Source organism: Chromobacterium aquaticum (assembly GCF_021129195.1).
Lineage (GTDB): Bacteria > Pseudomonadota > Gammaproteobacteria > Burkholderiales > Chromobacteriaceae > Chromobacterium > Chromobacterium aquaticum.
Genome location: NZ_JAJOHW010000093.1, coordinates 42,070 through 67,177, shown reverse-complemented (window position 1 = coordinate 67,177; position 25,108 = coordinate 42,070). Strand labels below are relative to the sequence as shown.

Annotated in this window: 20 protein-coding genes and 1 tRNA gene; 8 read left to right on the top strand and 13 right to left on the bottom strand. The window is 62.1% G+C overall.

Annotated elements, in window-relative coordinates; all coding sequences use genetic code 11:
* Window positions 1-31: 31 nt before the first annotated feature.
* The 4 genes from thrC to LQT98_RS15050 form a co-directional block, all read right to left on the bottom strand.
* The gene (gene thrC, locus LQT98_RS15065; RefSeq protein ID WP_231463250.1) at window positions 32-1,444 is read right to left on the bottom strand and encodes a threonine synthase; all 1,413 of its coding nucleotides are present in this window, start codon (window positions 1,442-1,444) and stop codon (window positions 32-34) included.
* The gene (locus LQT98_RS15060; RefSeq protein ID WP_048409615.1) at window positions 1,444-1,776 is read right to left on the bottom strand and encodes a hypothetical protein; all 333 of its coding nucleotides are present in this window, start codon (window positions 1,774-1,776) and stop codon (window positions 1,444-1,446) included. Before LQT98_RS15060 ends, thrC begins: the two co-directional genes overlap by 1 nt.
* A complete protein-coding gene (locus LQT98_RS15055; protein WP_048409614.1) occupies window positions 1,769-3,079 on the bottom strand; it encodes a homoserine dehydrogenase in 1,311 nt (436 codons plus the stop codon). The genes LQT98_RS15060 and LQT98_RS15055 overlap by 8 nt, the downstream gene beginning before the upstream one ends.
* A gap of 238 nt (window positions 3,080-3,317) precedes the next feature.
* A complete protein-coding gene (locus tag LQT98_RS15050) occupies window positions 3,318-4,550 on the bottom strand; it encodes a pyridoxal phosphate-dependent aminotransferase (RefSeq protein WP_231463264.1) in 1,233 nt (410 codons plus the stop codon).
* 268 nt (window positions 4,551-4,818) lie between these two features.
* Here LQT98_RS15050 and LQT98_RS15045 point away from each other — a divergent pair, with 268 nt between their 5' ends.
* Entirely contained in the window at window positions 4,819-5,187 is a 369-nt protein-coding gene (locus tag LQT98_RS15045) for an Mth938-like domain-containing protein (RefSeq protein WP_231463248.1), read from the top strand.
* 207 nt (window positions 5,188-5,394) lie between these two features.
* Here LQT98_RS15045 and LQT98_RS15040 read toward each other — a convergent pair whose 3' ends face one another.
* Both LQT98_RS15040 and LQT98_RS15035 read right to left on the bottom strand, forming a co-directional pair.
* The gene (locus tag LQT98_RS15040) at window positions 5,395-6,711 is read right to left on the bottom strand and encodes an NAD(P)/FAD-dependent oxidoreductase (protein ID WP_231463246.1); all 1,317 of its coding nucleotides are present in this window, start codon (window positions 6,709-6,711) and stop codon (window positions 5,395-5,397) included.
* A gap of 284 nt (window positions 6,712-6,995) precedes the next feature.
* Complete coding sequence (locus tag LQT98_RS15035) at window positions 6,996-7,613, bottom strand: pseudouridine synthase (protein WP_331282551.1); 618 nt, start codon at window positions 7,611-7,613, stop codon at window positions 6,996-6,998.
* A gap of 253 nt (window positions 7,614-7,866) precedes the next feature.
* On the opposite strand from LQT98_RS15035, the gene LQT98_RS15030 reads away from it, so the two are divergent.
* On the top strand, window positions 7,867-8,574 hold the full coding sequence (locus LQT98_RS15030) for an alanyl-tRNA editing protein (protein WP_048409610.1): 708 nt from the start codon (window positions 7,867-7,869) through the stop codon (window positions 8,572-8,574).
* A 16-nt stretch (window positions 8,575-8,590) separates the two neighbouring features.
* On the opposite strand, the gene LQT98_RS15025 is transcribed toward LQT98_RS15030, so the two are convergent.
* Window positions 8,591-9,508 carry a LysR family transcriptional regulator gene (locus tag LQT98_RS15025; protein WP_231463243.1) on the bottom strand — a complete coding sequence of 306 codons (918 nt, stop codon included), beginning with the start codon at window positions 9,506-9,508 and terminating at the stop codon, window positions 8,591-8,593.
* Window positions 9,509-9,633: 125 nt separating this feature from the next.
* Here LQT98_RS15025 and lysA point away from each other — a divergent pair, with 125 nt between their 5' ends.
* The gene (lysA, locus tag LQT98_RS15020; protein ID WP_048409608.1) at window positions 9,634-10,869 is read left to right on the top strand and encodes a diaminopimelate decarboxylase; all 1,236 of its coding nucleotides are present in this window, start codon (window positions 9,634-9,636) and stop codon (window positions 10,867-10,869) included.
* A 37-nt stretch (window positions 10,870-10,906) separates the two neighbouring features.
* Here lysA and LQT98_RS15015 read toward each other — a convergent pair whose 3' ends face one another.
* Together LQT98_RS15015 and LQT98_RS15010 are read right to left on the bottom strand one after the other, a co-directional pair.
* Entirely contained in the window at window positions 10,907-11,203 is a 297-nt protein-coding gene (locus LQT98_RS15015) for a hypothetical protein (protein WP_156183829.1), read from the bottom strand.
* Between the two features lie 355 nt (window positions 11,204-11,558).
* Window positions 11,559-11,852: a BON domain-containing protein gene (locus tag LQT98_RS15010; protein ID WP_048409606.1), complete on the bottom strand. Its 294-nt coding sequence runs from the start codon at window positions 11,850-11,852 to the stop codon at window positions 11,559-11,561.
* Between the two features lie 268 nt (window positions 11,853-12,120).
* On the opposite strand from LQT98_RS15010, the gene mltA reads away from it, so the two are divergent.
* The 5 genes from mltA to tyrS all read left to right on the top strand — a co-directional run bounded on the left by mltA (window position 12,121) and on the right by tyrS (window position 19,903).
* On the top strand, window positions 12,121-13,332 hold the full coding sequence (gene mltA / locus LQT98_RS15005; RefSeq protein WP_231463241.1) for a murein transglycosylase A: 1,212 nt from the start codon (window positions 12,121-12,123) through the stop codon (window positions 13,330-13,332).
* Between the two features lie 438 nt (window positions 13,333-13,770).
* A complete protein-coding gene (locus LQT98_RS15000) occupies window positions 13,771-15,237 on the top strand; it encodes an amino acid permease (protein WP_053074351.1) in 1,467 nt (488 codons plus the stop codon).
* Window positions 15,238-15,282: 45 nt separating this feature from the next.
* Window positions 15,283-17,205, top strand: a complete 1,923-nt coding sequence (locus tag LQT98_RS14995) for a pyridoxal phosphate-dependent decarboxylase family protein (protein WP_231463239.1) — start codon at window positions 15,283-15,285, stop codon at window positions 17,203-17,205.
* Window positions 17,206-17,326: 121 nt separating this feature from the next.
* A complete protein-coding gene (locus tag LQT98_RS14990; RefSeq protein WP_231463237.1) occupies window positions 17,327-18,556 on the top strand; it encodes an aromatic amino acid transport family protein in 1,230 nt (409 codons plus the stop codon).
* 72 nt (window positions 18,557-18,628) lie between these two features.
* Window positions 18,629-19,903, top strand: a complete 1,275-nt coding sequence (tyrS, locus tag LQT98_RS14985; RefSeq protein WP_048409601.1) for a tyrosine--tRNA ligase — start codon at window positions 18,629-18,631, stop codon at window positions 19,901-19,903.
* Window positions 19,904-20,012: 109 nt separating this feature from the next.
* Here the strand turns inward: tyrS and LQT98_RS14980 are convergent, their stop codons facing one another.
* The 4 genes from LQT98_RS14980 to dnaG all read right to left on the bottom strand — a co-directional run bounded on the left by LQT98_RS14980 (window position 20,013) and on the right by dnaG (window position 25,077).
* A complete protein-coding gene (locus tag LQT98_RS14980; RefSeq protein WP_231463235.1) occupies window positions 20,013-20,693 on the bottom strand; it encodes an FCD domain-containing protein in 681 nt (226 codons plus the stop codon).
* Between the two features lie 312 nt (window positions 20,694-21,005).
* Window positions 21,006-21,084, bottom strand: a tRNA-Ile gene (locus LQT98_RS14975).
* Between the two features lie 110 nt (window positions 21,085-21,194).
* Window positions 21,195-23,126: an RNA polymerase sigma factor RpoD gene (gene rpoD, locus LQT98_RS14970; RefSeq protein ID WP_048409600.1), complete on the bottom strand. Its 1,932-nt coding sequence runs from the start codon at window positions 23,124-23,126 to the stop codon at window positions 21,195-21,197.
* Window positions 23,127-23,292: 166 nt separating this feature from the next.
* Window positions 23,293-25,077, bottom strand: a complete 1,785-nt coding sequence (dnaG, locus tag LQT98_RS14965; RefSeq protein ID WP_048409599.1) for a DNA primase — start codon at window positions 25,075-25,077, stop codon at window positions 23,293-23,295.
* Window positions 25,078-25,108: the final 31 nt, after the last annotated feature.

The following is a 25,108-nucleotide window of genomic DNA, read 5'->3' as shown; positions in this document are numbered from 1 at the left end:
GCGGGGCCGTTTTCCCTGACGCCAAGCCGCGTCAAGATGCCAGCGTCTGCTCGATATAGGCCTTGACCTTGACCGCATCCGCCGGGAACACCACCACTTTTTGCGGCAGATCTTCCAGGCCTTCGAAGCCTTCCGGTCGCGGCGGATCGCGGTCCAGCGCTTCGCGGATGGTGTCGGCGAACTTGGCCGGCAAGGCGGTTTCCAGGCAGACCACGGTTTCGCCCGGCCGGCGCAGCTCGCGCGCCACCTTGATGCCATCGGCGGTATGGGTGTCCACCACCACGCCGTCTTCGGCCGCTACCTGACGTATCGTCGCCAGACGGTCGGCATGGCAGCTCTTGCCGGAGACAAAGCCGAACGCCTCGGCGGCGGCGATCTGCTGCGCGGCTGGCAATTCAAAGCCCTGACCAGCATCCACTTGCCGCCACAAGCCCTTCAGCGTCTCGGCGTCGCGCCCCAGCAGATCGAACACGAAACGCTCGAAGTTGGACGCCTTGGAGATGTCCATCGACGGGCTGGAGGTAACATAGGTGTTGGCGGTGCCGCGCGGACGATAAGCGCCGGTACGGAAGAACTCGTCCAGCACGTCGTTCTCGTTGGTGGCCACCAGCAGGCGTTCTATCGGCAAACCCATCTGGCGCGCGATATGGCCGGCGCAGATATTGCCGAAATTACCCGACGGCACGCAGAAGCTGACCTTCTCCTCATTGCTCGCCGTGGCGTTGAAATAGCCCTTGAAGTAGTACACCACCTGGGCCACCACACGCGCCCAGTTGATGGAGTTGACCGTGCCTATCTTGTGGCGCGCCTTGAAAGCGTGGTCGTTCTGCACCGCCTTCACGATGTCCTGGCAGTCATCGAACATGCCCTGGATCGCGATATTGTGGATGTTGGCGTCCTGCAGGCTGTACATCTGCGCGCGCTGGAACGGGCTCATCAGCCCATCCGGGCTCAACATGAATACCTGGATGCCGGCCTTGCCGCGCATCGCGTACTCGGCGGCGCTGCCGGTGTCGCCCGAGGTTGCGCCCAGGATGTTCAGGCGCTCGCCCTTCCTGGCCAGCACATACTCGAACAAATTGCCCAACAGCTGCATCGCCATGTCCTTGAAAGCCAGCGTCGGGCCGTTGGACAGTTCCAGAATGGCAAGGCCATCATGCAGCCGCTTCAGCGGGGTGATTTCCTCGCTGCCGAACACCGCGCGGGTATAGCTGCGCTCAATGATGGACTTGAGATCATCTGCCGGAATGTCGGTGGCGAACAGGCGAATGATTTCAAAAGCCAGTTCGGCGTAGGACAGGCCGCGCCAGGCATCCAGCTGCTCGCGGCCGATCTGCGGATAGCTTTCCGGCAGCACCAGGCCGCCATCGGGCGCCAGGCCCATCAGCAGAATGTCGCTGAACGATTGCGGGGCCATGCCGCCGCGGGTGCTGATATAACGCATCAGGGGGTTTCCAGATATTGGGCGCAGGCGGCGGACGCGTCCTTCATCCGCTGTTTGCCGCGCGGGTCGTCTTTCTTGATCTGGCCGGTCAGCACGCCCATCACCTCTTCCGAGGAGAAGCGGCCGGCCAGATGCTGGCTCGCACATTGGCAGTATTTCTGCACTTGTTCCGACGAATGCTGACCGACGCCGTCCGAGGCCGGCGTGCGCTTGACGCAGCCGCGCATCAGAAAGCCCTGCAGCAGGCTGTGCTGGCCGGAGGACAAGGGCGTCGCCCCGGCGCTGGCCAGGATCAGACCGGCGCCGAGGCCGGTCAGCCAGCGTTTAATCATTCAGTTCTTCCATGCGCAAGCGCACCACCTTGCCGGTAATGCTTTCCAGCGCCTCAATGCCGGAGATGGCGCGGTCTATCGCCTGCTCCTGCACGCGATGGGTCAGGATCACCACCTCGGCGGTGCCATCGGACACCGAGCCTTTCTGGATCACCGCCTCGATCGAGATGCCATTCTCCGCCAGCAAGCGGGTGATATTGGCCAGCACGCCGGCGCGGTCGGCGGCGCCGATGCGCAGGTAGTAGGAACTGACCACGTCGGAAATCGGCAGGATGGGCAGATTCTGCAATTGGTCCGGCTGGAAGGCCAGGTGTGGCACGCGATGCTCCGGATCCGCCGTCAGCAAGCGGGTCACATCGACGATGTCGGCCACCACCGCGGAGGCGGTGGGCAGCGCGCCGGCGCCAGCGCCGTAGTACAAGGTCGGCCCCACCGCGTCGCCCTTGGCCAGCACCGCGTTCATCACGCCATTGACGTTGGCGATCAGTTGGCGCGCCGGGATCAGCGTCGGATGCACGCGCAATTCGATGCCGGCGGCGGTGCGCCGGGTCAGACCCAGCAGCTTGACGCGGTAGCCCAACTCTTCGGCGTACTTGATATCGCGTCCTTCCAGCTTGCTGATACCTTCCAGGTAACAGCGGTCGAACTGCATCGGGATGCCGAAGGCCAGCGCCGCCATGATGGTGAGCTTATGGCCGGCATCATGGCCTTCGATGTCGAAAGTGGGATCGGCTTCGGCGTAACCCAGCTGCTGCGCCTCGGCCAGCACTTCGGCGAAGCTCGCACCCTTCTCGCGCATCTCGGTCAGGATGAAGTTGGAGGTGCCATTGATGATGCCGGCAATCCATTCGATACGGTTGGCGGACAAGCCTTCGCGCAGCGCCTTGATGATGGGGATGCCACCGGCCACCGCGGCCTCGAACGCCACCATCACGCCCTGCTCCTGCGCGCGGGCGAAGATCTCGGTGCCATGCAGCGCCAGCAGCTTCTTGTTGGCGGTGACCACGTGCTTGCCGTTGGCGATGGCCTGGAGCACCAGCTCCTTGGCCACGGTGTCGCCGCCTATCAGTTCCACCACGATGTCGACATCGGGGTTGTTCACCACCTGCATCGCGTCGGCCACCACGTCCACGTCCGGACCCAGCAGCGATTGCGCGCGCGCCTGATTGCGGTTGGCCGCCTGCAATAGGCGGATCTGGCGGCCGGCGCGGCGGCTGATTTCCTCGGCGTTGCGTTTGAGAACGGTGGCGGTGCCGCCACCCACAGTCCCCACGCCCAATAGGCCGATATTGATCGGTTTCATTCGCTGCTCCCTGTCTCTAGTATTCTGTCCCCGCCCGCGGCGGCCATGCGCAAGGATGGTGCGCGCGGCTCGCGTCGGCGGCCGGCCCTGATCAAAAGCCGCTCCGCCTGGCCGCTGCTGGCGCAGCGGGCGTGTGTCCCAAGTCTTCTTTGCCAACGGACCGCATCCGCTGGCAAAGAAGGCCTGATGGCAAGACGGGGGCCGCCGCCCCCGCTTGCCGCTTCAATCGGGCGCCGCTTCAGGATTCGGCGCCGTGACGCTTGCGGTAGCTTTCCAGGAAGCGCGCGATGCGGCCAATCGCTTCCACCAAGTCGTCGGAGTTGGGAAGGAATACCACGCGGAAGTGATCCGGCGCAATCCAGTTAAACCCTGTGCCCTGCACCAGCAGCACTTTCTCTTCCTGCAGCAACTCCAGAATGAATTGCTGATCGTCGCCTATCGGATAGACCTTGGGGTCCAGCCGCGGGAACAGATAGAGCGCACCCTGCGGCTTGACGCAGCTGACGCCGGGAATGTCAGTCAGCAGCTTGTGCGCCAGGTCGCGCTGACGCGCGAGGCGGCCGCCCGACGCCACCAGGTCGTCTATGCTCTGGTAGCCGCCCAGGGCGGTCTGGATCGCGAACTGCGCCGGCACATTGGCGCACAAACGCATCGAGGCCAGCATGTTCAGGCCTTCGATATAGTCCTTGGCGTGCTTTTTCTCGCCGGACAGAATCATCCAGCCGGCGCGGTAGCCGCAAGCGCGGTAGTTCTTGGACAGGCCGTTGAAGGTGACCACGAACAGATCCGCCGCCAGGGAGGCGATGGAGGTGTGCTTGACCTCGTCGTACAGCACTTTGTCGTAGATTTCGTCGGCGTAGATGATCAGCTGATGCTGGCGCGCCACTTCCACGATCTGCTTGAGCAGCGCCGGCGGATAGACCGCGCCGGTGGGATTGTTGGGGTTGATCACCACGATGGCGCGGGTGGCCGGCGTGATCTTGGCGCGGATGTCGTCGATGCTGGGGAACCAGCCCTGCTCTTCATCGCACAGATAATGCACCGCCTTGCCGCCGGCCAGGCTGACGCCGGCCGTCCACAGCGGGTAGTCCGGCGCCGGCACCAGCACTTCGTCGCCATTGTCCAGCAGCGCCTGCATCGCCATCACGATCAATTCCGACACGCCGTTGCCGATGATGATGTCGTCCATGCCGACATTGGGCAATTGTTTCTGCTGCGCATAGTGCATGATCGCCTTGCGCGCGGCGAACAAGCCCTTGGAATCGGAGTAGCCGGAAGCCGACGGCAGGTTGACGATCACGTCCTCGATGATTTCGTCCGGTGCGAAGAAGCCGAACGGCGCCGGGTTGCCGATGTTCAGCTTGATGATGCGGTGACCGTCGTCTTCCATCTTCTTGGCGTGCTCTAGCACCGGACCGCGGATGTCGTAACAGACGTTGGCGAGTTTTTGCGATTTATGGACTGGCTGCATGGCGACAATGGTTTCCGTGGCTGGCCGGCCGCCGGAGGCGGCGGTCTTGCCCTGGCGACGCGGTTTGTGTTCTTTCATGTGATCTCTTTGGATGCCCCGCTCGGGCGGCTGGCCGCGGCCAGTTTGCAGCGGCGTTCAGCGGCGGGGTGGAGTTATAATCCTATCCCAATCTCTGATGCACTGCACTAAATAGGACCAAGCGCCCAGGGCACCGGCCGCGCCGGGCCGCGACGGCTGCGCCAAGTCCGCGAAACCGGGAAGCACTCATATGAAAATGCAGCAATCGCTGGGACAGGGAAAAAACCTGTTCACCGGCTACGGCGAAGGCCATGTTCTGATCAACGCCCAACGCCATGACGGCAATCTGATCGTGACGCCGGACAGCGTAGAGCCCTGGCCGGTGGCCGCTTTCGAAGAGCTACAGGAGAGCCACTTCAGCGCCTTGCTGGCCCTGCAACCGGAAGTGGTGCTGTTCGGCAGTGGCAAGCATCTGCGCTTCTGCCACCCGCGGCTGTCCGCCGCGCTGACCGCCGCCGGTATCGGCGTGGAAACCATGGACACCCAGGCCGCCTGCCGTACCTTCAATATTCTGCTGGCGGAAGACCGCCGCGTGGTGGCCGCGCTGCTGGCGCTCTAAGAACCTGCTTACGATCTCGCGAGCAAGAGCGAGACAAGGCGAAAACGAGCGAAAAAGCGGAATGTACTCGTGGTACATGAGCATTTTGAGCTTGTACTCACCGTGTAACAGTCCACGACGCGCAGCAGATCGTAAACAGGATCTAAACCCAACGCCATAAAAAAAGCCCGCCATCCAGGCGGGCTTTTTTGTCATGGGCTGACCGCCTCAGTGCAGCTTCAAGGACGGCCGCGCCGCCCGGCGCAATTTGTCGCCGATATAGAGCAGGCCGGCCAGCACCCAGCCATGCACCGCCGCCTGATGCATACGGTACAGCGAGCTATAGATCAGCTTGGCGCCAAGACCCTCCACATAGTAATCGCGCTTGGGTCCCACCACCGCCGCCAAGCTGCCCACCGCGCTGTGCTTGCCCAGCGACACCAGCATGCCTTGCGGCTTGAACGCGAACGGCTTGCCCTGACGACCGGCCACGCGTCGGCTCAACTCGTCCGCCAGCCAGCGCGCCTGCTGGTGCGCCACCTGGGCGGTGGCCGATAGATTGCGGCCGCTGTCGCCGTCCGGCGCCTCGGCGCAATCGCCCAAGGCATACACGCAGGCCGCGCCTTGGCAGCGCAGCCACGGGTCCACTTGCAGCTGGTTGATTCGGTTGGTCTGCAAGCCTCCCAAACCGGCCAGCCAGGCGGGGGCCTTGACGCCGGCGGCCCAGACGGTGATGTCGGCGCTCACCTTGGCGCCATCCTGCAACTCCACGCCGTCGGCGCACACCGCCGCGACCCGGCTGCCGGTCAGCACCTTGATATTGCGCGCGGCCAACTGCTCTTGGGCATAAGCGGACAGCGACGGCGGCGCAGCGGCCAGGATGCGGTCGGCCCCCTCGATCACGCTGATTTCCACGCGCTCCGGCTGCAGACGCGCGCCGTAATGATGCAGTTCGCACAAGGTATGATTCAGCTCCGCCGCCAATTCAACACCGGTGGCGCCGCCGCCGACGATGGCGATGCCCAGCTTGGCCAGCGGCTGCTGGCCGCTGCTGCAGCGGAAGGCCAGTTCCAGCACTCGGTGACGCAGCTTCTCGGCGTCGTCCGGCGTGTTCAGGAACATCGCGTGTTCACCGACGCCGGGCGTGCCGAAGTCGTTCGCTTCGGCCCCCACCGCCATCACCAACCAGTCATAGGGCACTTCGCGCGGCGGGCTCAGTTGCTCGCCGCTGGCGTCCTTCACTTCGGCCAGCAGAATGCAACGCCGCTCGGTATCCAGCGACTGCATATAACCGAACTCGAACTCATAGCCATTGCGGTAACCGTGAGCGAAGTAATTCACCTCGTCCTCGCCAGTATTGAGCGCGCCGGTGGCCACCTCGTGCAACAAGGGTTTCCAGATATGAGTGGGAGAACCGTCGACCAGCACGATGCGGGCCTTGTGCTGCGTGCCCAAGGTGCGTCCCAGCCGGGTAGCGAGCTCCAGGCCGCCGGCGCCTCCACCGACGACGACAATGCTGGGCAATGCGGAGTTGCGACTTAGCATGACAGATCCTTACAAGGTAGAAATCTCTAAACAAGGACGCTGGCGACAACGCGCTTGTTTAGGGAGTTCTTGCTTCAGATCAAAACGGAAGTATGCACAGACTGGCAAGGCTAGCCAATCTTTTATGGCCCCAAACGCCGCTGGCATCGCGATGACGCGATGGCCGAACGCGGCTCAGCCGACACTTTGGGCGATATTGGAGGGGAATGGACGTGGCGCGGCCAACGGGGAATAGGCGCGCAAATCAAGCGGCGGCGCGGCATGGCCGCGCGCTGGTTTACAACTCAGAATGGCGCTTTGGCGTCGAAGCTCATCTCTTCGCGAGTGATGGGGTGACGCAGAGTCAGCCGCTCCGCATGCAGCAGCAGACGATCGGCCTTGGCCAGCACCGCCTCCGGCGCATAGATGTCATCGCCCAGAATGGGGTGACCAAGGTGCAGCATATGCATGCGCAACTGATGGGCGCGGCCAGTCTCCGGCTCCAGCTCCACGCGGCTGCATTGGCGCTGACTGTCGCGCAGCACCACCCGGTAGTGGGTGATCGCCTGCTTGCCGTGCTCAAAGTCCACTTTCTGACGCGGGCGGTTGGGCCAGTCTATGATCAGCGGCAGGTCTATGGTGCCACTGTTCTGCTCGACGATGCCGTCCACCACCGCCAGATAACGCTTGTCCACCTTGCGCTCCATGAAGGCGATGGACAAAGCGCGCTGCATATTGGCGCCGCGTCCCATCACCACCAGGCCGGAAGTGGCCATGTCCAGTCTATGCACGGTCAGCGCGTCGGGATAGACCCGCTGCGCGCGGCTGATCAGGCAATCCGCCTTGTCCTCGCCGCGGCCAGGCACGGACAACAGCCCCGAGGGCTTGTTCAGCACCAGCATGGCTTCATCGACGTAGATCACGTCGAGTCCGGTGTCGGGCGGCGGAGTGTAATGTTCCAAATTATGGCGGAGGGTCATGACGGCAACAGACTGAAACGCTGAAAAGGCGGCGATTATCAGCGCTAAACGCCGCAGCGACAAGCTGTAGCCGTGATTTTTCGCCAGCGCTGTCTCTTGAAATCCACAACCGCCGGCAGCATTCTCAAATGATGACGGCCGCGTTTCTCCCTGGCCGCGGTCCCTCCCCGGAATCTCCTCGAAAGGATGCTTCACCATGGCAGAGCGTTTTTACATCGATCCCTACCAGACTCGGCTGGAAACCCGCGTGGCACGACATGACGACGCCGGCCTGGTGCTGGAAGACACGCTGTGCTATCCGCTGGGCGGTGGCCAGCCCGGCGACACCGCCACGCTGAGCTGGGACGGCGGCGGCTGTGCGATAAACGACACCCGCCGCGACCGCGAAACGCGCGCCATCGTCCATCTGCTGCCCGCCGATACACCACGGCTCGCCGCCGGCACGCCGGTCACGCTGGAGCTGGATTGGGCGCGCCGCCATCGCCACATGCGCATTCACACCTGTCTGCACTTGTTGTCGGTGGTGATCAAGGCCGGCGTCACCGGCGGCAATCTGAGCGCGGAATCCGGCCGCCTGGATTTCGATCTGCCGGAAGGCATGGAACTGGATCGCGAGCACATCGAGAGCGAACTGAATCGCCTGGTGGCGGAAGACCGCGCGGTGCGCATCGAAATGAGCAGCGGCGAGGCGCTGCAACGACAGCCGGAGCTGATCAAGACCATGTCGGTAACGCCGCCGCTGCACTTGCCGGAAATCCGCCTGATCAATATCGACGGCATTGATCTGCAGCCCTGTGGCGGCACCCATGTACGCAGCACCGGCGAGATCGGCCCGGTGCTGGTGAAGAAGATAGAAAGCAAGGGCGCGCGCAATAAGCGGGTGGTGGTGGCGCTGCGCGACTAAGCCCCCACCGGCGGCATCAGCCGGCCGACGCCTCCAGGCGCCGGCCGATATGGGCCAGCTCCGTTTTCAGACAATCGACAAAGCGCGCCAGCAGCGGCGAGGCGGGACGGTGCAATGGCCGCACCAGATTGACCGCGAACGGAATCGACACGCTGAAGCGCCTGGTCGCCAAGCCATGCCCGGCGTACTCCAACGCCGTCAAGGGATTGACGACGGCTACGCCTATCCCCTGACGCACCATCGCGCAAACCGATGCCGCGCTATGGGTTTCCACCACCATGCGCCGCTCGATGCCGCGCTCGGCGAACACTTGGTCCAGTTGCTGGCGGTAGCTGTCGGTGACCGCCAGGCTGATGAACGCCTCCCCGGCAAAGTCTTCCGGGCTTAATACCGGCCGCTCAAGCAAGGCATGGCCTTCAGGCAGCACGCAGACTTCGTCCGCCAATAGCAAGGACTCCAACTCGGTGCCGGCCGGCGCATGGCCGCTTTCGCTCAGGCCCAGGTCGTGGCGCTGCGCCGCCAGCCATTCCTCCAGCAAAGGCGACTCCTGCGGCGCGATGCTCAGACTGACGCCCGGCGTCCGCTCCAGGAAAGCGCGGGCGACCGCCGGCAGCAAGGCCTGGGCGAACACCGGCAGGCAGGCGATGGACAGCTGTCCGCGCTCGAACTGCCGGATGGCGGCGGCGCTGCTGACGATGCGCTCCAAGCCCAAATAGCTGCGCTGCACTTCTTCGAACAGCTGTAAACCCTGCGCGCTAGGTCGCAGCCGGCCGCGGCTGCGTTCGAACAGGCTCATGCCCAGCAATTGCTCGCAACGCGCCAGCTCACGGCTGACCGTGGGCTGCGAGGTGCGCAGCAGCACGGCGGCCTCGGTCACGCTGCCGGTGGTCATCACTGCTCGGAACACTTCGATATGGCGTAGGCTGATCCGCATGCGCCCCTCCGCTGAAACACCCTCAACCCATATCATAAATGAAATAACTTGCGATAATTTGATATTTTATTTTTGCCATAGCAGGCGCGATGATGTGGCCATCCCCCACTTTCGATCCGCCTAACATGAAATGCTTCACGCCTAAGCAGCTTGCCGCCCTCGCCCGCCAGTACGGCGGACCGCTGTGGGTCTATCACGCCGACACCATCCGCCAGCGCATCGCCGAACTGAAATGCTTCGACGTGATCCGCTACGCGCAGAAAGCCAACTCCAACACCCACATCCTGCGGCTGATGCGGGAACAGGGGGTCAAAGTGGACGCGGTATCGCTGGGTGAAATCGATCGCGCGCTGGCCGCCGGTTACCAGGCCGACTCCGCCGAGCCCTCCGATATCGTGTTCACCGCCGACGTACTGGACCACGCGACGCTGCAGCGGGTGGTGGCCACGGGCATCACCGTCAACGCTGGCTCCATCGACATGCTGCGCCAACTGGGCGCGGCAGCGCCCGGCCACAAGGTCTGGCTGCGCATCAATCCCGGCTTCGGCCACGGCCATAGCCAGAAAACCAATACCGGCGGCGAGAACAGCAAGCACGGCATCTGGCACCAACAGCTCGCCGAAGCCTTGGCGGTGATACGTCAATACCGGCTACATCTGGTTGGCCTGCACATGCATATCGGTTCCGGCGTCGACTACGACCACCTGCAGCAGGTCTGTGGCGCCATGGTCCAACTGGTTGCCGACCTGGGACACGATATCGAGGCTATTTCCGCCGGTGGCGGCCTGTCCATTCCCTACCGCGACGGCGATGCCCGCATCGACACCGCGCATTACTTTGGGCTCTGGGATGCTGCGCGACAGCAGATCGCAAGCCGGCTAGGCCATCCGGTACGGCTGGAAATCGAGCCCGGCCGCTTCCTGGTGGCCGAGGCCGGGGCGCTGATCAGCGAAGTGCGTGCAGTCAAGATGATGGGCAGCCGCCATTTCGTACTCGTGGATGCCGGCTTCAATGACCTGATGCGGCCCGCGCTGTATGGCAGCCATCACGAGATTTCAGTGCTGACGGCTGAGGGCGAGCAGAAGAGCGGGAACATTCCCAGCGTGGTGGCCGGTCCCTTGTGCGAATCGGGCGATGTATTCACCCAGCAAGAAGGCGGCCTGGTGGAAAGCCGCATGCTGCCCGATGCCCAGGTTGGCGATTTGCTGGTGTTCCACGACGCCGGCGCTTACGGCGCCGCGATGTCCTCCAACTACAACAGCCGCCCGCTGTTGGCAGAAGTCCTAGTGGATGGCGACACCAGCCGCCTGATCCGCCGCCGCCAGACGATGGCGGAACTGCTGGCCTTGGAACAGGTGTAGCGCGAACCACGCGGCCGGCTCAAAGCCGGCCGCGCGCTCAGCACAATTTCAAATCCGCCAGCGTTTCCTGAAACGCCTGAAAAATATCCTGGTAGCTGGCGTAACCATCGAAGACCCCCACTACTTGCGGTGCCTGTAGGCCACGCGCCAGCAATTGCTGGCCGCGGCGCGAGCGTGGACTCAGCGCGCGCAGCCGCTGGCTGCGCTCGTCCCAGTAGACCAGCTTGGCCTCTTCCGAGCCCTCCAGTCTGGAAATCAGTTTGTCCACTTGCTCCGCCGGCTGTTGCTGCATGCGGTGAGAGAAGGTCCTGCCAAGTAGGGGTGCGTATGCCATGAGTCTGTGCCCGGTGCTTTGCAGTTGGACGGCATCCGCGCCAAACCGCTAATTTAAAAACCATGATCCGGCCACAGCCCCATTCCGGCGCCCATATGCCGCCAGCAAAAGCGGCCCCCGCCTCAAACAGGGGATTCAAGGCTGTCGGCCGACAGCACCTGACATTTTTCTGAATATGAGACGCCGCCACAATCGGATTAATCTTAAATTCAGCGCATAGATCCAACGCTAGCACGGCGGATATTCGTCTCGTGTTCCCGCCTGATCACCACATGGCGGTGGAAATGACGACAGGGCGCCAAAGCGCCCTGTCGCGTTGTGCTGGCCCGCCCAGCCGGCAGGAAGACCCGCTAGCTCAGTTCTTCGGCACCATATTGTTGATGACGAATTTGACGCCCGGCACTTTCTCGGCGATCTGACCGGCCTTGAACATCTGCTGATCGTCGGTCATGCCGCCTTCTATCGTCACTTCGCTCTTCTTGCTGCTCACTTTCAGCCCCAGCGTCTGCAGTTCGGCATCGCTGTTCAGCGCCTGCTGCACGCTGGCGGCCAGTTCTTCATCGGTCGGCGGGGTCTGTTCGGCATGGGCCAGGGCGGCAACGGACAACAGGGAACTCAACAGCAGCGCGCGAATGCAAAAACGTTTCATCAGTCTCTCCAGTGATATGGCCTGCAAGCGCTCAAGCCTCGGGCTCCAGCGCAAAAGTTTTACCGCATACTAGCGAGGAAACTTTTCAATTTTGTTGCCGGTCCATGACAACGTAGCGCAATGGCCGCGTCATTGGCGGCGACGCAACAATTGCTGACGCACGCAATCCCCCGTCATGCTTGGCGCAGCGTAGAATCAAGCCGGTTCGCAATCACCCCGTTGTCCAGTCCCGTTTCAGAGAATCGTCCGCATGTTAAGAAAATGGTTGTTGTTGCTGCTCGTCATCGGCCTCGCCGCCTGTTCCACCTCCAGCCCTCCCGGCAAGCCCGGCGGTGGGCCGCGGGACACCGGAACACCAAACGCGCTGCCGGCCTGGGGCCAGCAGGAGCTGGGCGATACGCTGGCCGCCTTGAAACAGAGCTGCAAGGCCATCGCCAAAAAACCCGGCTGGGCGGATGTCTGTCGCCAGGCGGATGGCATTTCCAATGAGAACGCCCCGGCCGTGCGCCAGTTTTTCGAAAACCGCTTTGCCGCCTGGAAAGTCAATGACGGCAGCCGCGATAGCGGGCTGATCACCGGTTATTACGAGCCGCTGCTCAGCGGCAGCCGCATGCGCAGCGCGCGCACGCCCTGGCCGGTCTACGGCATTCCGGCGGACTTTTACAGCGTGGACGTGCCGCAGGCGGCGCGCGGCAAGTCCAGCCTGATGGCTCGTCGCAGCGGCCCCAACCGGCTGACGCTGAGCCCGACCGGCGATATTGAAGTCCGCCCCGCCGACTTTCCCGCCGACGCGCGCGGCACGCGCTTGAAAGGCCGGCTGGACGGCAAGCGTCTGCTGCCATACTACACTCGCGCCGAAATCAATCAGGGCAAGGGTGTGGCCAATGCGCCCATTCTCGCCTGGGTTGAAGACCCGGTGGAGTTGTTCTTCCTGCAAGTGCAAGGTTCCGGCCGCATCCAGCTGGATGACGGCAGCTTCGTCCACATCGGCTACGCCGAACAGAACGGCTATGGCTATCAATCGATAGGCAAGTGGCTGGTGGACAAGGGCGAACTGACCATGAGCAATGCATCGATGCAGGGCATCAAGGACTGGCTGGCGCGCAACCCGCAGCGCCAGCAGGAACTGTTCGCGGTCAACCCCAGCTATGTGTTCTTCAAGACCTTGCCCGGAGACAACGGCGGTCCGGTGGGCGCCTTGGGCGTGCCGCTGACCGGCGGCTACAGCATCGCGGTCGATCCGCGCTACATCCCTCTGGGCGCGCCGGTCTATCTCGTCACCACCTGGCCGCACTCGAGCCAGCCGCTGGCGCGGCTGGTTCACGCCCAGGATACCGGCAGCGCGATCAAGGGCGCCGTGCGCGCTGATTTCTTCTGGGGCTACGGCACCGAGGCCGGCATGTACGCGGGCAGGATGAAGCAGCAAGGCAATCTGTGGATGCTGCTGCCCAAAGGCATGAACCCTTCCCAGGCGCTGTAAAACCTGTTTCGAGTCCACCGCGCATCATGACTCGGAACACGTTTTTCAGCCGCAACGCCTTGTTTCGCTCTTGCCCGAGACTTTGAGCAAGCGCTAAAAAGCCAGCCCTCTTCCGCGGCGCAGTCTCTTCGGCGCCGCGCTTGCTTTGTCTTCCCTGCCGGTCTCCCGACGCGTTCTCTCTTCCCCGTCTCACTGCGCATCGCGCGAAGTCCAGTCAAACCCCCTCCATCGCCGGATCCGCGAGCATAAGGCTCCAACTTAGGGAAACCCTTGCCAGACAAGGTTTTCCCCTGTCTTTTCAAATATTCCATGCGAATTATCTTTTATTGCATTTTCCTAATGTTGACTTTCATCAAATGGACACAAAGGCGAAATTACTAAGATTTTCGAAATTTTTAGTTTGAACGTTTTTATTGTTTTATTCGATGGAGATCAAAAATGACGACCGTAGATAAGACGCCTCCCAAGATCAGCGTCTTCGCCTTCGTCATGATCACCGCCGCCGTAGTCGTCAGCGTCCGCACGCTGCCGATGACCGCGCAGCCGGGGATGATGACGATTTTTCTAACACTGGCAGCCGCCTTGCTGTTCCTGGTTCCCACCGCGCTGGTGTCGGCCGAGCTCGCCACCGCCTGGCCGCAGGACGGCGGCCTGTTCATCTGGGTGCGCGAGGCCTTCGGCGAGCGCATGGGCTTTGTCGCGGTGTGGATGCAGTGGATACAGATGGTGTTCGGCATGACCTCCATCATCATGATCATCGCCGCCACTTTCGCCTATGTGTTCAACCCGGCCCTGGCCAGCAACAAGCTCTACATGCTGGCGATGATCCTGGGCATCTGGTGGGCTTGCACCCTGGTGAACATGCGCGGCGTGAAAACCCTGGGCTGGGTGTCCACCATCTGCGTGAGCCTGGGCGTATTCATGCCCGGCGTGGTGCTGATCGGCTGCGGCATCGCCTATCTGGCCGGCGGCCACCCGATCATGACCGATGTGTCCTGGAGCTGGAACAACCTGGTGCCTAGCTTTAGCGACAGCGGCACCCTGGGCTTGTTCATCGGCTTCATCTTCGTGGTGATGGGCATGGAAGTGTCCGCGTCCAACGTCTCCTCCATCAAGGATGCCCGCCGCAATTACCCGATCGCCATCATCCTGGTGTCGGTGATCATGGTGCTGCTGTCGGTGATCGGTTCCGCCGCCATCTTCGTCGCCATTCCCAAAGAAAAGATCTCGATGACCGCCGGCCTGATGCAGGCGTTCGAGCTCTATTTCAATCAATGGGGCATGGGCTGGCTCGCTCCGGTCATGGGCTTGTGCATCGGCCTGGGCCTGGTTGGCCAAGTGAACTCCTGGGTGCTGGGCCCGGTGCGCGGCCTGCAAGCCACCGCCGACTCCGGCGCGCTGCCGGAATTCCTGCAAAAGACCAATCGTCACGGCGTGCCGGTGACCCTGGTGCTGATCCAGGCGGTGGCCATCACCATCGTCGGCGTGCTGATCACCGTGATGCCCAATGTGGATAACTTCTACTTCATGTTGATGGGCCTGACCGGGCTCGTCTACCTGGTGGCTTACCTGTTCATGTTCTCCGCCGCCATCTATCTGCGCTACAAGCGCCCGGACGTGGAACGCAGCTTCCGCGTTCCCGGCGGCAAGCTCGGCATGTGGATCTGCTCCGGGCTCGGCCTCGCCATCTCGCTGCTGGCCGGCTACCTGGGCTTCATCCCGCCCGGCAGCTTCCATGGCTCCGCCCATGAATACCTGCAGTTCCAGCTCATCGGCCTCGCCGTCATGGTGGTGATCCCCTTCCTGGTTTACGCCTATGGCCAAAAGGCCAAGCACGCCCGCTCCGCCGGCGTCGCGCCGCGTACCTCGCCCGCCAGCAAGGCGCGTCCCGCCGAAGGCAAATGAACCCGCTGCTTCAGCCTCACTATCAAATTACAAGGTAAATCCGACATGACCAGCCAGAATTCTTCCTCGCTCAACGTCGATGCTCTGTTCATCGGCCCCAAATCCGAAAACCGCGTGTTCTTCAAGGAAATGATGGAATACGCCGTCTCCGAGCACCTGCACTGGCGCGCCGACTTCCACCCGGAAGACCCGGCGCTGGTGACACCGGTGGAGCAGCACGCCACCGACTTTCGCCAAACCCTGTACCGCACCGAAGGCATCCTGCGCCAGCTGTCTTCCAAGCTGAAGAACACCTCGGTGCCCTGGTTCTCCCCGCGCTATCTGGGCCACATGAATGCCGACACGCTGATGGTGTCGAACCTGGCCTACGTGATGACCATGATGTACAACCCGAACAACTGCGCGCACGAAGCCTCGCCCACCACCACCGAGCTGGAAGTGGAAGCCGGCCTCGATCTGTGCCGGATGTTCGGCTACGACCCCAAGCGCGGCTGGGGCCACATCACCTCCGGCGGCACCGTGGCCAACTATGAAGGCATGTGGGTGGCGCGCAATCTGAAGACCATTCCGCTGGCCATCGCCCAGCATGAAAAAGCGCGCGACCTGGTGGCCGGCAAGAGCGAACGCGAACTGCTGAACCTATCCCCCAGCGCGGTACTGGACCTGACCGACGAATTGAAAAAGCGTGGTCTGTTCGAAGAAGTGCGCGCGCTGTCCTGCCGCGGCGTCGGCATCAAGCAAGGCTCGCTGGGCAAGATCCTGGTGCCGCAGTCCAAGCATTACTCGTGGATGAAGGCGATGGACGTGCTGGGCATCGGCCAGGAACACATCGTGCCGCTGCCGGTGGACGAGAACTACCGCACCGACGTGGCCAAGATGCGCGAAATCACCTTCCGCCTGATCGAGGAAGGCCACCCCATCCTGGCCATGGTGTCCGTGGTGGGTACCACCGAGGAAGGCTCCATCGATCATGTCGATGAGGTGATCAAGCTGCGCGCCGAGTGCGAGCAGAAATACGGCGCCTCCTTCTACGTGCATGTGGACGCGGCCTACGGCGGCTATGTCCGCGCGATGTTCCTCGACGAAAACAATCAGTTCATGGACTACGACGCGCTGGTGGCGCGCTACCGCGCCGAGGACATCATCCCGGCCGGCGTGACCTGGCCCAAGCGCGAAGTCTATGAAGGCTTCAAGGCGATGGCCGAGGCCGACTCCATCACCGTGGACCCGCACAAGGTGGGCTACATCCAGTACGCGGCCGGCGCCGTGTGCATGAAGGACAAGCGCATCGTCGACCTGATCTCCTACCACGCCGCCTATGTGTTCGAAGAAGTGGACGAGGACGCCGGCGCCGACACCAAGGTGGTGCTGGGCTCCTCCATCATGGAAGGCTCCAAGGCCGGCGCCACCGCCGCCGCGGTATGGGCCGCCCATCGCCTGGTGCCGCTGAACATCGGCGGCTACGGCAAGGTGATCGCCCGCGGCATCGTGACCGCCGACTGGTTCGCCCAGCGCCTGGCCACGGCCAAGCCGCTGACCGTGGGCCGCCGCCAGTTTGAAGTGCGCCCCATCATGCATCCGGACTTCCACATGGTGAACTTCACCTTCAAGGAAATCGGCAACGACAGTCTGGAAGACCACAACCGCTTGAACAAGAAGATGTACGAGATCTGCTCCTACGCTTCCGGCCGCACCTACACCAACGACTTCCTGACCTCCTCGACTTCGCTGTCGGTGGAAGAGTATGGCGACACCCCGTGGCACTACGTGGCCAGCCGCGGCTTCAGCCGCGCCGAATGGGACAAGGTGGAAAGCGTCTACATCCTGCGCGCCGCGGTGATGACCCACTTCCTGCGCAAGGCCGAAGACTTCGACGCCTACTGGGAACAGTTGCAAAGCGTCTTCGCCGCCAAGCTGGCCCAGATCGTCGATCTCGACGACAAGGCCGATGCGCGCATCGCCGCCTGATACAAGCGCTCCCGGCCTGGCCGGGAGCTTTTTTTCATTACCAGACCCAACGCTGACTATGAGTTTGTCCGGCTTTTACGAACGCATCCTTCTCTTCATCAAGGATGGTTGAGGATTCCCCATGCAAGTCAATTTCAAGGCCATAGGCGCCACCTTGCTGATTTCCGGCACCATGCTGGGCGCCGGCATGCTGGCGCTGCCGCTGGTTTCCGCCGGCATGGGTTTCGGCTATGCCTGCCTGACCCTGTTTCTGATCTGGATGTTGATGACCTATACCGGGCTGATGCTGCTCGAGGTCTGTCTGTCCTTCCCCGAAGGCTACGGTTTCGACGCCATCGCCAAGGCGCTGTTCGACACCAAGGGCAGCTATCTGATCAACGCCAGCCTGCTGCTGCTGCTCTACGCGCTCTCCTCCGCCTACATTTCCGGCGGCGGCTCCACCTATAAATCCAATCTGCACCAGTACCTGGGCCTGTCGCTGTCCCCGGCCCTGGTATCGCTGGCCTTCACCCTGCTGATAGGCGGCATCGTCTTCGTCAGCACCAATGCGGTGGACAAGGTCAACCGGCTGCTGTTCAGCCTCAATGTCCTGATCTTCCTCACGCTCAGCACCGTGATCCAGCCCTATGTCGATACCGGCAATCTGTCGGAAAACTCGGACTCGGCCAAATACATGCTGGCCGCCATCCCGATGTTTCTGACCGCCTTCGGCTTCCACGGCAGCGTGCCCAGCATGGTCAAATACCTGGGCCGCGACCAGCCGCGCACGCTGCGCAATGTGTTCATCGCCGGCAGCCTGATCCCGATGGGCATCTATCTGCTGTGGGTGTTCAACACCCTGGGCGCGCTGCCGCGCTACGGCAGCCACAGCTTCCAGGCCATTTCCTCGCATAACGGCTCGGTGGGCATGTTCCTGGACGAGTTCCACGCGCTGGTGCCCACGCCGCAGGTCCCCTCACTGCTGTCCGCCTTCTCGTCCATCGCGCTGTTCACGTCCTATCTTTGCGTATCGCTCGGCCTGTTCGACGCCATGGCCAGCACGCTGAAACGCAGCGACGACACCCGCCAGCGCCTGCAGACCGCGCTGATCACCTATCTGCCGCCACTGGGATTCGCGCTGTTCTTCCCCAGCGGCTTCGTCGCCGCGCTGGGCGCCGCGGCCATCTTCCTGGTGATCCTGGCCATCCTGTTCCCGGCGCTGGCGCTGATCAAGCTGCGCCGCCAGGAAGATTACCAGCCCAGCTATCAAGTCAGCGGCGGCGGCACCCTGCACTGGGCGATAGGCGGCGCCGGCATCGCCATCATTCTGTTCCAGCTCTTGGTGATGCAGGGGCTGCTGCCCGTGTTCTGACGGCGCGTCCGCGCCGTCGTCCGGATGCGCGGCCGTAAACGCCGCGCATCGCAATCATGGAGGTACAACGATATGAAGCAATCGACCCTGATCCGGGATCTGCAGCAACGCGGCCTGATCTCGCAAGTCACCGACGCGGCGGCGCTCGACGCGCTGCTGTCCCGGGAAAAGGTCACCCTGTACTGCGGTTTCGATCCCACGGCCGACAGCCTGCACCTTGGGCATCTGGTGCCGCTGTTGCTGCTCAAGCGCTTCCAGATGGCCGGCCACCGTCCGATCGCCCTGGTCGGCGGCGCCACCGGCATGATAGGCGACCCAAGCTTCAAGGCCAGCGAGCGCAAGCTCAACACCGCCGATGTCGTGGCCGGCTGGGTGGAAAAAATCCGCCGCCAGGTTGAGCCTTTCCTCAGCTTCGAAGGCGACAACGCCGCATGCATGGCGAATAACCACGACTGGTTCGCCGCCATGAACGTGCTGGATTTCCTGCGTGACGTCGGCAAGCACTTCTCGGTCAACGCCATGATCAAGAAAGAATCGGTGCAACAGCGAATCAACCGCGACGACATGGGCATCTCTTTCACCGAGTTCGCCTACAGCTTGCTGCAAGGGCATGACTTCGTGGAATTGAACCGTCGTTTCGGCTGCAAGCTGCAGATCGGCGGCTCCGATCAATGGGGCAATATCACCGCCGGCATCGACCTGGTCAGACGGGTGAGCCAGCAGCAGGCATTCGGCCTGACCATGCCGTTGATCACCAATAGCGACGGCACCAAGTTTGGCAAGAGCGAAGGCAACGCGGTCTGGCTGGACCCGAGCAAATGTTCGCCCTACGCCTTCTACCAGTTCTGGCTGGGCGCGGCCGACGCCGACGTCTACCGCTTCCTGCGTTACTTCACCTTCCTGTCCAACGAGGAAATCGAAGTGATCGAGGCCGAAGACCGCGCCTCCGGAGGCAAGCCGCGAGCACAACGCATCCTGGCCGAGCAAGTGACCGAGCTGGTGCATGGCCAGGCCGCGCTGGCCGCCGCCCAGAGAATCACGCTCAGCCTGTTCGACAACGATGTCGAACAGCTCCGCGCCGAGGACTTCGCCCAGTTGGCCCAGGACGGCGTGCCGCGGCTGGTCTTGCCGCTGCAGCCCACCTCGCTGATCGACGCGCTGGCGGCCAGCGGCCTGGCCGCGTCCAAAAGCGAAGCCCGCACCCTGCTGCAAAGCGGCGCGGTCAGCGTCAACGGCGCCAAGGTGGATGCGCTGGAAGCCAGCCTTGGACAAGCCGAACGTCGCCATCAGCGCTATACGCTGTTGCGACGCGGTAAAAAGCAGTATTGCCTGTTGATTTGGGAGTAAGCGAGCCAGCCTGAAATCCGCTGCCGCGGGCTCCAGGCTGGAATGGCATCCGGCCGCCGCGCGGCGGCCGGATCGCGGCTAGCGTTTAAATAGATAGGGAGACGCGGCATCAGCCGGAAGGGAAAGTCTCCGCGCTCAGCCCTTCCACCACGCGCATCACATGGGAATAATGCTGATCCAGCAATTGCAGCGTCAAATCGGCATCCCTGGCCAGCACCGCCTGCATGATGGCGGTGTGCTCGCCTTCGTCGCTGTAGCGCTTGGAAGCCGGCAGCGCCGGATCGAACCAGATATGGCGGTAGCGCTCCAGGCGGTTGTACAAAGACTCCATCAAATCCAGGATCACCGATGAATGGCTGCCGCTGATGATGGCGAGGTGAAACGCCATGTGGCGGTCGGCCCAGGCCTGCAGATCCACTTCCGGGTCGTCCAGATCAATGCGGCTCAAACGGTGGTAGCTGGCCAGCACCTCCAGTTCCCAGGCCTCGTCGCCCTGCTCCAGCGAGCGCCTCACCGCCTCTTCGGCCAGCGCCCGCCGCACCAGCAGAATGTCGTGCAGCTCATGCCGGGAAATGGGCGCCACCCAGAAACCGCGCTGCGGCTCCATCACCACGTATTTGGACCAGCTCAAACGCAGCAGCGCCTCCCTGATCGGCGAGCCGCCGGCGTCGTAACGCGTCTTGAGTTCATGCAGCAATAGCTTCTGCGACGGGCGATACACGCCCAGCAGAATATCGCGCCGCAACTCCAGAAACACTTTTTCGGCCAATGTGGCGTTGCTGCTTGCCACCTTTTTTTCCTTCCGGGGCATTCGGTCTCTTCCACATGCTAATGCGCGACGATGCGCAAAACGCTAGATGATAACTTAAAAATTACATGTATATTGATTTTCGCCATCGGTATGGCGTGGGAATAGCTAAAAGCTACGTCCATTTGGCATGGAGATCAATAGGCGAAGATCAATTCAGTGAGATGGGCTGTTCGATGGCGAAGCAAACGCGGAGTCGCGGCTGCGGCACGGTTCCGAAAAACAAAAAGCCGACGAATCGTCGGCTTTTTGTTTTACATGCGGCATGCGCCGCCGCACGATTTGCGGGAATCCTGGTGGGCCCCCGGGGAGTCGAACCCCGCACCAACGGATTATGAGTCCGCTGCTCTAACCAAGCATGAGCTAGAGGCCCAGAGCAGCGCATTATAACAGCCCAAAAGCAAAACCCCAAGCGCCGAATACCGACAGCTTGGGGTTTTCATACCGTTCAGACCATTAGCCTAGACCGGTGTCGCAATCAGATCACTGGCCGCCCGGCTCATTGTCCAGGAAGCTGCGCAAGCGCTCCGAACGGGTGGGATGACGCAGCTTGCGCAATGCCTTGGCTTCGATCTGACGAATACGCTCACGCGTCACATCGAACTGCTTGCCCACCTCTTCCAGCGTATGGTCGGTGTTCATGTCGATGCCGAAACGCATGCGCAGCACCTTGGCTTCGCGCGGCGTCAACGTGTCCAGCACTTCCTTGGTGGCGTCCTTCAGGCTGGAATACATCGCAGCATCGGACGGCGCCAGGTTGTTCTGGTCTTCGATGAAGTCGCCCAGATGGGAATCGTCGTCATCGCCGATCGGCGTTTCCATGGAGATGGGCTCCTTGGAAATCTTCATGATCTTGCGAATCTTCTCTTCCGGCATTTCCATCTTTTCCGCCAGCTCGGCCGGATCCGGCTCGTGGCCGGTTTCCTGCAGAATCTGACGGCTGATGCGGTTCATCTTGTTGATGGTCTCGATCATGTGCACCGGAATGCGGATGGTGCGCGCCTGGTCCGCGATGGAGCGGGTGATCGCCTGGCGAATCCACCAAGTGGCATAGGTCGAGAACTTGTAGCCGCGACGATATTCGAACTTGTCCACCGCCTTCATCAGGCCGATATTGCCTTCCTGGATCAGATCGAGGAATTGCAGGCCGCGGTTGGTGTACTTCTTGGCAATCGAGATCACCAGGCGCAGGTTGGCCTCGATCATCTCTTTCTTGGCGCGGCGCGCCTTGGATTCGCCCGCCGACATCTGGCGGTTGATTTCCTTCAGCGCCTTGATCGGCAGCATCGCGCGGTCCTGCAGTTCGGACAGCTTGGTCTGCTTTTCAATGATCGCGTACTTGAAGCGAGTCAACGCCTCGGCCCAGGCCTTGCCCGAATTGATTTCGGTTTCGACCCAATCCGTATTGGTCTCGTTGCCCGGGAACACCTTGATGAAGTGGGCACGCTCCATGCGCACGCGGCTGACGCAGATGTCCTGAATGTCGCGTTCGTAGGTGCGGATTTCATTGACGCGGCTGCGCAGCGAGTCGCACAGGCTTTCCACCTGACGGGTGGAGAAGCGCACCAGCATGAACTCGGTGGTGATCGCGTCCTGCAGCTCCAGGTATTCCTTGCTCTGGGCACCCTTGCTGGACAGCACCTTGACCATCTTGTCGAACAGCATGCGCACGCCGGTGAAGTGTTCCAGCGCTTGCTGCTTCAGTTCTTCCAGGTTGACGCCGGAAGCATCGCCGGCTTCGCCGTCTTCCTCTTCGCCTTCCTCTTCTTCCTCTTCCTCGGCGTCGAGCAGCTCATCCTCGTCCACCGGCTCGGCATAGGCCGCGTCCGCTTCGGTAGGCGCGTTCAGGTCGATGAAGCCGTCGACGACCTCGTCGACGCGCACCTCGTCGCGGCTGACGCGTTCCACCAGCTCCAGCACTTCGGCGATGGTGCCCGGACAAGCCGAGATCGCCTGAATCATGTATTTCAGGCCATCTTCGATGCGCTTGGCGATTTCGATCTCGCCTTCGCGGGTCAGCAGTTCCACCGAACCCATCTCGCGCATATACATGCGCACCGGGTCCGTGGTGCGACCGAACTCGGAATCCACCGAGGACAACGCCGCTTCGGCTTCTTCCACGGCGTCTTCGTCGGCCACCGGCGGGGTGGAGTCGGACATCAGCAGCGTGTCGGCATCCGGCGCTTCGTCGTAAACCTGGATGCCCAGACCGGCAATCATCGTGACGATGTTTTCGATCTGCTCTGCGTCGGACACATCTTCCGGCAGGTGGTCGTTGATTTCCGCGTAGGTCAGATACCCACGCTCCTTGCCCAAGGCGATCAGCTGGCGCAGGCGTTTACGCTGCTCTTCCAGGCTCATCACTTCGGTTTCGTTTTCCTGCACATCTTTTTGATTTTCGGGAGAGGCCGCCATTTCGCTTCCTGCTTGAAATAAGCCGAAAAAAACAGTTGATAATAACACAAGCAAGCAATGCTGTTTGTGTAGCCCTGCGGGGCGCTTTCAAAAAGCCGCTGCATCGCTTGTCGGCGCGCCGGGCATGCCCGGCCGCCAAGCGGTCTGCCGCGGTAAGGCGACGTCGTCAAACATTCGGCGCCAGCAAATCCCGCAGCAATTCCCCTAACAATCTGACTTCTTCCGGAGTCAGGCCTTCGTTCCGGTCTTTTTGTTTTAGCCGCTCCACCTGAGTTTGACGCATCATTTTCAGGAGCTTGGCCGCGCCGTCCTGAAACTGCTGTCTGTCTTCCTCGCTGGGATCGGCAAACTCGTCCGGATCCTGCATGGCCTGCTGCAGAACACTATCCACCAGCCCTTCATATGGAGTGCCACGCAGGCTTTCCATCAATTGCGCCGTATTCGGCGGCTGGTCGTGCCCTTGCACGCATTCGGCCAACATGGCAAAACAAGCAAGCTCATCGGACAGTGCCATGCTGTCCGGCAAACGCACATCGCCGGCCCAAGCCGGGTTCAGCAGCAGCCATTTGATCAGCCGCGTCACAATGGACGCCTGAGGTGGGCGATGCGATGCCTCCGGCAAACGGTATTCCCGCTTGCCCTTGCGCTCCGGTTTCTTCTGGCCTGTCGTCAACATGTCGAATTCGTCGACATCCACACCGGCGAGTTCCGCCAGTCTTTTCTTGATGATGAAGCCGAGAGCCGGAGCGGCAATCTGTGCCAGCAGGGGGGCGGCCTGGCGAATCAGGTCGGCCTTGCCCTCCGGCGTGGTCAGGTTCACCTCGCGGCACAGCTCGCGGGTGAAGTAAACGGACAGAGGCAGACTCTGTTCTTCCAATACTTTTTCGAACGCTTCCGCGCCAAACTCGCGGATATAGCTGTCCGGATCGTGTTCCTGCGGCAGGAACAGGAAATTCAAGGCCTTGCCATCCTGCAATTGTGGCAGGCTGTTTTCCAGCGCCCGCCACGCCGCCTTCTGTCCGGCCTTGTCGCCGTCGAAGCAGAAATAGACTTGGTCCGCATGGCGCATCAGCTTGCGCGCGTGCTCGCCGGTGGTGGCGGTGCCCAGCGTGGCGACCGCGTAAGCGACGCCGAATTGCGCCAGCGCCACCACGTCCATATAGCCTTCGACCACCAATACGCGGTTTTTATCCCGTATCGCCTGGCGTGCCTCGTACAAGCCATACAGCTCGCGGCCCTTCTCGAACAGCGGCGTCTCCGGCGAGTTCAGGTATTTCGGTTCGCCCTTGCCCATCACTCGGCCGCCAAAGCCGATGATGGCGCCGCGCTGGTTGCGAATCGGGAACATCACCCGATCGCGGAAGCGGTCGTAACGCTGGCCCTTTTCCTCATTGACGATGACCAGGCCGGTATCGATCAGCTTGTCGTCCTGATAGTCGGGGAATACCGCTTCCAGGCTCTGCCAGCCATCCGGCGCGTAGCCCAGCCCGAAACGGGCGGCCACTTCTCCGCTCAAACCCCGCCCTTTCAGATAGGAAATGGCGTTGGGAGCGGATTTCAACTGCTGCTTGTAGTAGCCTGCGGCCATCTGCATCATCTGCTCAAGCGACAGCTTGCGCTCGCGCGCCGCGCGGCTGGCTTCCGGGTTGGCGTGGGCGCGGCTGTCCGGCACTTGCATGCCGACGCCTTCGGCCAGCAGCTTGACGGCATCGACAAAACCCAGCCCCTGGTATTCCATCACGAAGCCGATGGCCGAGCCATGCGCGCCGCAGCCAAAGCAGTGATAGAACTGTTTGGACTGGCTCACCGTGAACGATGGCGACTTTTCCTTGTGGAAGGGGCAGCAGGCCAGATAGTTCTGGCCGCCCTTCTTCAAGGGGACGTAACGATCCACCACGTCGATGATATCGACGCGGGACAACAACTGATCAACGAAATCCTGAGGAATCAAAAAGCGTCACCAAGGCGGGCCGCCTGCGCGG

Excerpts from the sequence above, each read along its gene's own strand:
- LQT98_RS15055 (WP_048409614.1), bottom strand. The coding sequence starts at position 3,079 with ATGAAACCGATCAATATCGGCCTATTGGGCGTGGGGACTGTGGGTGGC.
- lysA (WP_048409608.1), top strand. The coding sequence starts at position 9,634 with ATGAAATGCTTCACGCCTAAGCAGCTTGCCGCCCTCGCCCGCCAGTAC.
- LQT98_RS15045 (WP_231463248.1), top strand. The coding sequence starts at position 4,819 with ATGAAAATGCAGCAATCGCTGGGACAGGGAAAAAACCTGTTCACCGGC.
- LQT98_RS15015 (WP_156183829.1), bottom strand. The coding sequence starts at position 11,203 with ATGGCATACGCACCCCTACTTGGCAGGACCTTCTCTCACCGCATGCAG.
- rpoD (WP_048409600.1), bottom strand. The coding sequence starts at position 23,126 with ATGGCGGCCTCTCCCGAAAATCAAAAAGATGTGCAGGAAAACGAAACC.
- thrC (WP_231463250.1), bottom strand. The coding sequence starts at position 1,444 with ATGCGTTATATCAGCACCCGCGGCGGCATGGCCCCGCAATCGTTCAGC.
- LQT98_RS15050 (WP_231463264.1), bottom strand. The coding sequence starts at position 4,550 with ATGCAGCCAGTCCATAAATCGCAAAAACTCGCCAACGTCTGTTACGAC.
- LQT98_RS15060 (WP_048409615.1), bottom strand. The coding sequence starts at position 1,776 with ATGATTAAACGCTGGCTGACCGGCCTCGGCGCCGGTCTGATCCTGGCC.
- tyrS (WP_048409601.1), top strand. The coding sequence starts at position 18,629 with ATGAAGCAATCGACCCTGATCCGGGATCTGCAGCAACGCGGCCTGATC.
- LQT98_RS15030 (WP_048409610.1), top strand. The coding sequence starts at position 7,867 with ATGGCAGAGCGTTTTTACATCGATCCCTACCAGACTCGGCTGGAAACC.
- LQT98_RS14995 (WP_231463239.1), top strand. The coding sequence starts at position 15,283 with ATGACCAGCCAGAATTCTTCCTCGCTCAACGTCGATGCTCTGTTCATC.
- LQT98_RS15025 (WP_231463243.1), bottom strand. The coding sequence starts at position 9,508 with ATGCGGATCAGCCTACGCCATATCGAAGTGTTCCGAGCAGTGATGACC.
- LQT98_RS14990 (WP_231463237.1), top strand. The coding sequence starts at position 17,327 with ATGCAAGTCAATTTCAAGGCCATAGGCGCCACCTTGCTGATTTCCGGC.
- LQT98_RS15010 (WP_048409606.1), bottom strand. The coding sequence starts at position 11,852 with ATGAAACGTTTTTGCATTCGCGCGCTGCTGTTGAGTTCCCTGTTGTCC.
- LQT98_RS15040 (WP_231463246.1), bottom strand. The coding sequence starts at position 6,711 with ATGCTAAGTCGCAACTCCGCATTGCCCAGCATTGTCGTCGTCGGTGGA.
- LQT98_RS15000 (WP_053074351.1), top strand. The coding sequence starts at position 13,771 with ATGACGACCGTAGATAAGACGCCTCCCAAGATCAGCGTCTTCGCCTTC.